Source organism: Neisseria sp. P0001.S005 (assembly GCF_051963715.1).
Window position 1 is genome coordinate 1 of record NZ_JBQCTZ010000166.1, and the last position, 7,428, is coordinate 7,428.

Sequence of the window (7,428 nt, forward strand, 5' to 3'; positions counted from 1 at the left end):
GCGCACTCGCTTGCCGGTGCCATCATCGATCCGATTTCTTTGAATGAGCTGATTCCTGATTGGAAAGAAAAAGGCGCACCGCTGACGCGTACAGTGACGAAGGACAGGGTTTTGTTCCTGACCGAGAAAAAAGCCTTCAACCTGCCGGTTACCCCGAATTTTGACAACCATGCGAACTATATTGCCAGCTTGGGCGAAGTCGTGCGCTGGTTGGCGGAGCAGGCGGAAAATTTGGGCGTGGAAATCTACCCGAGCTTTGCCGCCGCCGAAGTGCTGTATCACGAAGACGGTTCGGTCAAAGGCATTGCGACTGGCAATATGGGCGTGGGCAAAGACGGCGAACCGACCGATTCATTTCAGCCCGGCATGGAGCTTTGGGCGCAGCAAACCCTGTTTGCCGAAGGCTGTCGCGGCTCGCTTTCCAAGCAAGTCATTGAACAATTTAAGCTCAACCAAAACAGCGAACCGCAAACTTACGGCTTGGGCATTAAAGAAATTTGGGAAGTGCCGTCTGAAAAACATCAGCCTGGTTTGGTGATGCACAGCGCAGGCTGGCCGTTGGACAGCAAAACCTACGGTGGCTCGTTTATTTATCATTTTGACGAAAACAAAGTCGCTGTCGGCTTTGTGGTCGGCTTGGATTATCAAAACCCTTATTTGTCGCCGTTTGAAGAGTTCCAACGTTTCAAAACCCATCCTGAAATCCGCAAAACCTTTGAAGGCGGCCGCCGCATTGCTTATGGCGCACGTTCGCTGATTGAAGGCGGTTTGCAAAGTTTGCCGAAGCTCTCGTTCAAAGGCGGCGTTTTAATCGGCGATTCAGCGGGTTTCCTCAATATGCCGCGCATCAAAGGCATTCATACCGCAATGAAATCCGCCATGCTCGCCGCAGAAGCCGTGTTCCCCTTGTTGGAAAATCTTGAAGAAGTGGAAAGCTTTGACAGCGGCAAAGAAGCGGCCGATTATCAGCAACGCTTTGAACAAAGCTGGCTGTATCAAGAGCTTTACGCCGCGCGCAATGTCCGTCCGTCATTTAAATGGGGTGTTTACCTCGGCTCAATCTATACCGGCATCGACCAAATGATTTTCAGAGGCAAAGCCCCGTGGACCTTGAAACATCACGGCAAAGACAACGAGCAGCTCAAAAAAGCCACCGAATGCAAGCCGATTGATTATCCGAAGCCCGATGGTGTGTTGACTTTCGACCGTTTGAGCAGCGTCTTCCTTGCCAACCTTGCGCACGAAGAAAACCAGCCCGACCATTTGGTGCTGAAAAATCCGCAGGTCATGATAGACGTAAACTACAAAGAATACGCTTCGCCCGAAACCCGCTATTGTCCGGCCGGCGTATATGAAATCGTCGAAGAAAACGGCAGCCCGCGCCTGCAAATCAACGCCACCAACTGCGTTCACTGCAAAACGTGCGACATCAAAGACCCGACGCAAAACATCACTTGGATTTGCCCCGAAGGCGCAAGCGGGCCGAATTACGGCGGAATGTAATTGACTGATTGAAGTCAAAACCTAAAGGCCGTCTGAAAAATTTCAGACGGCCTCTATCCTATTATTTCATCAATGGAAGCATTATGAACACGCACATTTGGCAGGCAGGCCGATTTGAAATCGCCTTAGACAAACCGAAAATCATGGGCATCGTCAATCTGACCCCCGATTCATTTTCCGATGGCGGCATCTATTCGCAAAATGTCCAAATAGCATTGGCACATGCCGAGCAGCTGCTGAAAGACGGCGCGGATATTCTCGATATCGGCGGCGAATCTACCCGTCCGGGTTCGGATGATGTTTCTCTCGAAGAAGAATGGGCCAGGGTGCAGCCGGTTTTGGCGGAAGTGGCCAAGTGGAATGTTCCCGTCAGCTTAGATACGCGCCGCACGGCAATTATGGAAAAGGCCTTGGCACAAGGCGGCGTCGATATTATCAACGATGTTGCCGCATTGAGTGATGAAGGCGCAGTCGCCTTGCTGGCGCAACAGTCGAAGACAGGCGTGTGTCTCATGCACATGCAGGGTTTGCCCAAAACCATGCAGCTTAATCCGCAATATCAAGATGTCGTCGAAGAGGTCGCGCGTTATTTAAAAGCACGCGCGGCAGAATGCGTTCAAGCAGGCATTGCCCCTGAACGCATCACGCTAGACCCCGGTTTCGGTTTCGGCAAAAACCTGCAACACAACATCACCCTGATACAACATTTGCCTGAGTTGATGAACGCAACCGGATTCCCACTTCTGATCGGCGTATCGCGCAAACGTATGATTGGCGAACTGACAGGCGAACAAGATGCCGCCAAACGCGTACACGGCAGCGTTGCAGCCGCTTTGGCCACAGTCGCCCGAGGCGCGCAAATCATCCGTGTTCACGATGTCAAAGCAACGGCTGATGCCTTGAAAGTTTGGGAAGCATTGGGCGTATCGGCATAATGCCCGAATAGAAAACCAACAGGCCGTTTGAAACATTTGCCCGGCATCTTGAACAAGCAACAAGTTATGCTATAATCCGCATCTACTCTTGACGGGTCTGTAGCTCAGGGGTTAGAGCAGGGGACTCATAATCCCTTGGTCGTGGGTTCGAAACCCACCGGACCCACCAAATATTAAAAATGCCCGAGGCTTTTGGCTTCGGGCATTTTTGTATTCATTGGTTTGTGAAGGGTTGGAATATAATGTCGAGTATAGCAATTCGGTTATGTCGTCCAATATATTTTTTAGGGAAATTCTTTTTAAAAAAGAAGGAGTAGTTTGGTGGAGTTATTGCCTTATTTTCTGTTTTGTTTAATATTTTTGTATTTTATTGCAATTATAATTAATTCAGTAATGGTATATAAAATATTAAAATCAGAAGGGGTAGATATAGGTTTTTTTGAATATCTATTTATTGGAAGTATGCAATTTAAATTTTTTAGAGTGCTGTTTGGAATACAAAAAATATCCAATAAATTTTATTTGAAAATATTAAGAATAAATTTTACGGTTGCTATGATTATTCTTATTTTATGGTTTTCTGTTGTCTCATATTTGACGTATTCAGTATAAAAATTAACCTATCGAATGAAAGTCAGCTATTTAAGCTGTAGAGTGTTTTGTAAACCAATGCCGTCTGAAAATCTTCATTTCAGACGGCATTTTTTATTATTTAAGTAATACCATTTCAGTATGGCTGGATTGTTTTCAGACGGCCTGAAGATTTAATCAACCATTCGGCTTATTTCGTTGATTGGGATACGCGGGGTATAGAGTATGTCGTAGGTCGGTTTGTCCAAAAGATCTTGCAGGGAATATTGATCTAAATGGTTGAAGAAGGCTTTGATGGCGCCGGTAATGATGCCGGTCAGTCGGCAGGATGGGGTGATGAGGCATTCGTTGTTATCGCCCATGCATTCGACAACCTGCATCGGCTCAAGATGGCGCACCACTGCACCGATATTGATGTTTTCAGGATTGTCTGCCAAGCGCAAACCGCCGCCTTTGCCGCGTACGCTGACCAGAAAACCGCCTTTGACTAATGAGGTAACCACTTTCATCAAATGGCTTTTGGAAATATTGTAAGTCTCGGCAATGGTGCCGATATTGACGAGGGTGTCGTCGTTGATGGCGGTATAAACCAATACGCGCAATCCGTAATCGGTATGTTGGGTCAGATACATGGCTGGCTCTTTAGATATTTTTATTATATGTCAAAAGCGTAGTGCTTGGTGAGGGGCTGTTTGACTTTATGTGGGATTGGGTTTCATAATATCTGAAACATTTGAATTAATCCAGTTTGACAAACTGTTACCATTATAACGAACTTATGAAGCCCTTGAAACGCCATCCTGCCTTAATAGAACTTTCCCGCGAACATCATGGCTCGCTGTCGTTGTGCGTCCGTCTCCTGCGTACGCCCGATCAAAGCCATCAGGCGGAGCTGGAGCCTCATTTTATTGAGCTGGAGCCACATTTTTTGGAAGAGGAAACCATGTTTGCGCCGTATTGGGATAAAATTGACCCTGCGTTGCGGCAGCGTTTTGAAGGCGATCATGCCAAATTGCGTGCGATGATGGCGCATCCTGAATATATGAATGAATCATGGAATAAGGAGTTTGCTGTTACTTTGCGCGATCATGCGCGCTTTGAGGAGCGCGAGCTTTTCCCTGCGATTGAACCTTTTTTGCCTTTGCCTGAAAATGTGTAACAGGGAAAGGAATCGATGGCCGTCTGAAAAGTTTCAGACGGCCTCTGTTGCTGTTTTATGATGATATAAAAATTGAAGGAACCACCATGACCGATTTGTTCAAACACCCGGTTTGGGCAATGGCCTTCCGCCCGTTTTATTCGTTGGCGGCTTTGTATGGCGCATTGTCTATACTGCTTTGGGGCTTCGGCTTTCAGGGTACGCCTGAGTTGCCTGGTTTTTATTGGCATGCCCATGAAATGATTTGGGGCTATGCTGGATTGGTTGTCATTGCATTTTTATTGACGGCCGTGGCGACTTGGACAGGCCAGCCGCCGACACGCGGTAAGGCGTTGGCCGGTTTGACCGCATTTTGGCTGTTGGCCCGCATTTGTATGTTTATCCCCGGTTGGGGGGTAACGGCAAGCGGCATATTCGGTACGATCTTTTTCTGGTATGGCGCGGTATGCATGGCTTTGCCGGTAATTCGTTCTCAAAACAAGCGCAACTATGTTGCCGTGTTCGCTATTTTTGTTTTGGGCGGCACCCATTTCGCCTTCCATCTGAAAGTGCAGCCGTTTGATGCCATTGCGCTGATGACCGGTTTGCAATCCGGTTTGATTATGGTGGCCGGCTTTATCGGTTTGATCGGCATGCGGATTATCTCGTTCTTTACGTCCAAACGTTTGAACGTACCGCAAATCCCGAGTCCTCAATGGGTCGCGCACGCATCGCTTTGGCTGCCTATGCTGGCTGCCATGATGATGGCTCATAACATCTTGCCGGGATTGGCTGCTTTGTTCTCTTTTGCTGCCGGTGTGATTTTTACCGTGCAGGTGTACCGCTGGTGGTATAAAGCCGTACTGAAAGAGCCTATGCTTTGGATTTTGTTTGCCGGCTATCTGTTTACAGGCTTGGGCTTGATTGCTGTCGGTCTTTCTTATTGGATTTCAAGTTTCCTGAATTTGGGCGTACACCTTATCGGCGTTGGTGGTATCGGCGTGCTGACTTTGGGTATGATGGCGCGAACTGCGCTTGGCCATACCGGCAACTCTATTTATCCGCCGCCTAAAGTGGTTCCTGTCGCCTTTTGGTTGATGATTGCCGCAACGGTTATCCGTGTTTTGGCTACTTTTGTGAGCGGTACGGCATACACGCACAGTATCCGTTGCTCTGCCGCTTTGTTTGCCGTGTCTCTGCTGTTGTATGCATGGAAATATATTCCTTGGCTGATCCGTCCGCGTTCGGATGGTCGTCCGGGTTAACGGTTTGGTAAAATGAAAAGGCCGTCTGAAAAGTTTCAGACGGCCTTTATTTATTGATAACAAAAAAGCCTTTCAAAGTATGAAAGGCTTTCATTAAGACTGTGGCCTCGCCAACAGGAATCGAACCTGTATTTTACGCTTAGGAGGCATACGTTCTATCCGTTGAACTATGGCGAGGCGGTAAAGGAGGGGATTTTAAACCTTTCCGGCAAAAAAAGACAATAAGCCGGCGGCAATCAAAGGGCCGACCGGAATGCCGCCGACAAAGGCAACGCCGATGACCGTGCCGATTAATAATCCGGTTACCAAAACAGGCTGTTCGCTCATCAATGGAACGCCGCGTCCGGCAAGCCAGGCAACCAAAATGCCGATAAGGACGGCGGCAATCATTTTGAAATTGATAAACTCAGAAACCGGCGGAATCTGGATTTTACCGGAAACCAGCGGGCTCAATACACCGATGGTCAGCAGGATGATGCCCAGGTGCAAACCGTGTTTTTCCACCAAGGGAAGATATTGTGACAAGGCCGTCTGCTGCATGAGTAGCAATACCGCTGCCGAAATCGTAATCGAGTTGTTGTTGCTGACAACGCCCAAAAAAATCAGCGTAACCAGAAACAAAGGGACAAAGCTGAAATTCATCGGATTAAGATACTCGGGCCAAGGATTCTTTTGCCAGTTGGATCATGGCATCTTTGACTTCGCTATCAGGCAACACGTCCAATGAAGCGATGGCTTTGTCGACAGCTTTTTTCGCCTCGGAAATCGAATACGGCAAAGCGTCGGAGTTGACGACATAGTCGTGAATTTTTTCAAAATAGCTGCGGTCGGCATTTTCCAAAGCGTGGCGCACATCGTTTGCTGCCTGCTCGGAGCCGTTTCGCATCAGGTAAATCAATGGCAGGGTAGGTTTGCCTTCTGCCAAATCGTCGCCGACGTTTTTGCCGATTTCTTCAGTTTCGCCTGAATAGTCCAATACATCGTCAATGATTTGGAAAGCCGTACCGACATACATGCCGTAGTCTTTTAAAGCTTGCTCGTGTTCGGGAGAAGCCTTGCCCAAAATTGCGCCGACTTGCGCGGCCGCTTCAAACAGTTTTGCTGTTTTGTATTGGATAACTTGGACGTATTGCTCTTCGGTAATATCCGTATTGCCGATGTTCATCAGCTGCATGACTTCGCCTTCGGCGATGATGTTGGTCGCATCTGCCATCACTTCCAAGATACGCATGCTGCCAGAACCAACCATCAGTTGGAAGGCGCGTGTATAGAGGAAGTCGCCGACCAAAACAGCCGCCGCGTTGCCGAAGAGGTTGTTTGCCGTTTTACGGCCGCGGCGCAAATCGCTTTCATCGACGACATCGTCGTGCAGGAGGGTGGAGGTATGGATGAATTCCACCATCGCTGCCAGCGAGTACAGTTTTTCATCGTCATGCCCGACTGCTTTGCCTGCCAAAATGGTAATAATCGGACGCAGGCGCTTACCGCCCGCGCTGATGATGTATGTGCCGATTTGCGAAATCAGTGCAACATCGGATTGAACAGCTTGGTTGATGACCGCATTAACTTTGGCAAGGTCATCGGGCAGGTGGCATTGGAAGTAAGGCAGGTTTTCGAGCATAAAACATTCTCTGTTGACAAAACGGAGCGGGGCTCCAATGAATCTGTTTAAACCCGTACATTCGGTCGGGGTAATAACGTTGCATAAAGATATCAGCAATCCAGCGCGTGATTATATCAGTTAAAAAGCATGCAACATATCTTTCAGACGGCCTTTTCACTTGTAAATAAAATAAATTTTGACAAAACAGGCAAATAGAAATAGAATAGCTCGTTTCGCACATGGTGTGCGGAAAGTTAACCTAATTCTCATGGAGTTGAGTATGTACGCGGTCGTAAAAACCGGCGGTAAACAATACAAAGTTTCCGTTGGCGAAAAATTGAAAGTAGAACAGATACCAGCCGAACTCGACAGCCAAATCGAACTGACTGAAGT

8 protein-coding genes and 2 tRNA genes are annotated in these 7,428 nt (G+C 47.9%); 6 read left to right on the forward strand and 4 right to left on the reverse strand.

The features are described 5' to 3' along the window. From ACTHSP_RS15520 to ACTHSP_RS15530, 3 genes are all read left to right on the forward strand, one after another. Positions 1 to 1,503 (forward strand): electron transfer flavoprotein-ubiquinone oxidoreductase (locus ACTHSP_RS15520; RefSeq protein ID WP_440346397.1); only part of this gene is annotated, 1,503 nt, incomplete at its 5' end. Between the two features lie 83 nt (positions 1,504 to 1,586). Next, a complete protein-coding gene (gene folP / locus ACTHSP_RS15525; protein ID WP_314513950.1) occupies positions 1,587 to 2,438 on the forward strand; it encodes a dihydropteroate synthase in 852 nt (283 codons plus the stop codon). A gap of 93 nt (positions 2,439 to 2,531) precedes the next feature. Beyond that, positions 2,532 to 2,607 (forward strand) — tRNA-Ile (locus ACTHSP_RS15530). Positions 2,608 to 3,202: 595 nt separating this feature from the next. Here ACTHSP_RS15530 and ACTHSP_RS15535 read toward each other — a convergent pair. Further along, a complete protein-coding gene (locus tag ACTHSP_RS15535) occupies positions 3,203 to 3,661 on the reverse strand; it encodes an Rrf2 family transcriptional regulator (RefSeq protein WP_314512207.1) in 459 nt (152 codons plus the stop codon). Between the two features lie 146 nt (positions 3,662 to 3,807). Here ACTHSP_RS15535 and ACTHSP_RS15540 point away from each other — a divergent pair, with 146 nt between their 5' ends. Further along, entirely contained in the window at positions 3,808 to 4,188 is a 381-nt protein-coding gene (locus tag ACTHSP_RS15540; RefSeq protein ID WP_070615483.1) for a hemerythrin domain-containing protein, read from the forward strand. Positions 4,189 to 4,274: 86 nt separating this feature from the next. Continuing rightward, positions 4,275 to 5,432 (forward strand): NnrS family protein, encoded by a 1,158-nt coding sequence (locus ACTHSP_RS15545; protein WP_314512204.1) that lies wholly within the window; start codon positions 4,275 to 4,277, stop codon positions 5,430 to 5,432. Between the two features lie 102 nt (positions 5,433 to 5,534). Here the strand turns inward: ACTHSP_RS15545 and ACTHSP_RS15550 are convergent. The 3 genes from ACTHSP_RS15550 to ispB form a co-directional block, all read right to left on the reverse strand. Beyond that, a tRNA-Arg gene (locus ACTHSP_RS15550) sits at positions 5,535 to 5,609 on the reverse strand. 18 nt (positions 5,610 to 5,627) lie between these two features. Next, complete coding sequence (locus tag ACTHSP_RS15555; RefSeq protein ID WP_004518807.1) at positions 5,628 to 6,074, reverse strand: DUF441 domain-containing protein; 447 nt, start codon at positions 6,072 to 6,074, stop codon at positions 5,628 to 5,630. A 4-nt stretch (positions 6,075 to 6,078) separates the two neighbouring features. Next, a complete protein-coding gene (gene ispB / locus ACTHSP_RS15560; RefSeq protein WP_107768753.1) occupies positions 6,079 to 7,053 on the reverse strand; it encodes an octaprenyl diphosphate synthase in 975 nt (324 codons plus the stop codon). A gap of 226 nt (positions 7,054 to 7,279) precedes the next feature. Here ispB and ACTHSP_RS15565 point away from each other — a divergent pair. After that, positions 7,280 to 7,428, forward strand: a 149-nt coding sequence (locus ACTHSP_RS15565; protein ID WP_440346398.1) for a bL21 family ribosomal protein, incomplete at its 3' end; no start/stop codon positions are given.

What these genes read in the sequence shown, in the direction of transcription:
- folP (WP_314513950.1), top strand. Translation starts at nt 1,587, where the DNA reads ATGAACACGCACATTTGGCAGGCAGGCCGATTTGAAATCGCCTTAGAC.
- ACTHSP_RS15535 (WP_314512207.1), bottom strand. Translation starts at nt 3,661, where the DNA reads ATGTATCTGACCCAACATACCGATTACGGATTGCGCGTATTGGTTTAT.
- ACTHSP_RS15540 (WP_070615483.1), top strand. Translation starts at nt 3,808, where the DNA reads ATGAAGCCCTTGAAACGCCATCCTGCCTTAATAGAACTTTCCCGCGAA.
- ACTHSP_RS15545 (WP_314512204.1), top strand. Translation starts at nt 4,275, where the DNA reads ATGACCGATTTGTTCAAACACCCGGTTTGGGCAATGGCCTTCCGCCCG.
- ACTHSP_RS15555 (WP_004518807.1), bottom strand. Translation starts at nt 6,074, where the DNA reads ATGAATTTCAGCTTTGTCCCTTTGTTTCTGGTTACGCTGATTTTTTTG.
- ispB (WP_107768753.1), bottom strand. Translation starts at nt 7,053, where the DNA reads ATGCTCGAAAACCTGCCTTACTTCCAATGCCACCTGCCCGATGACCTT.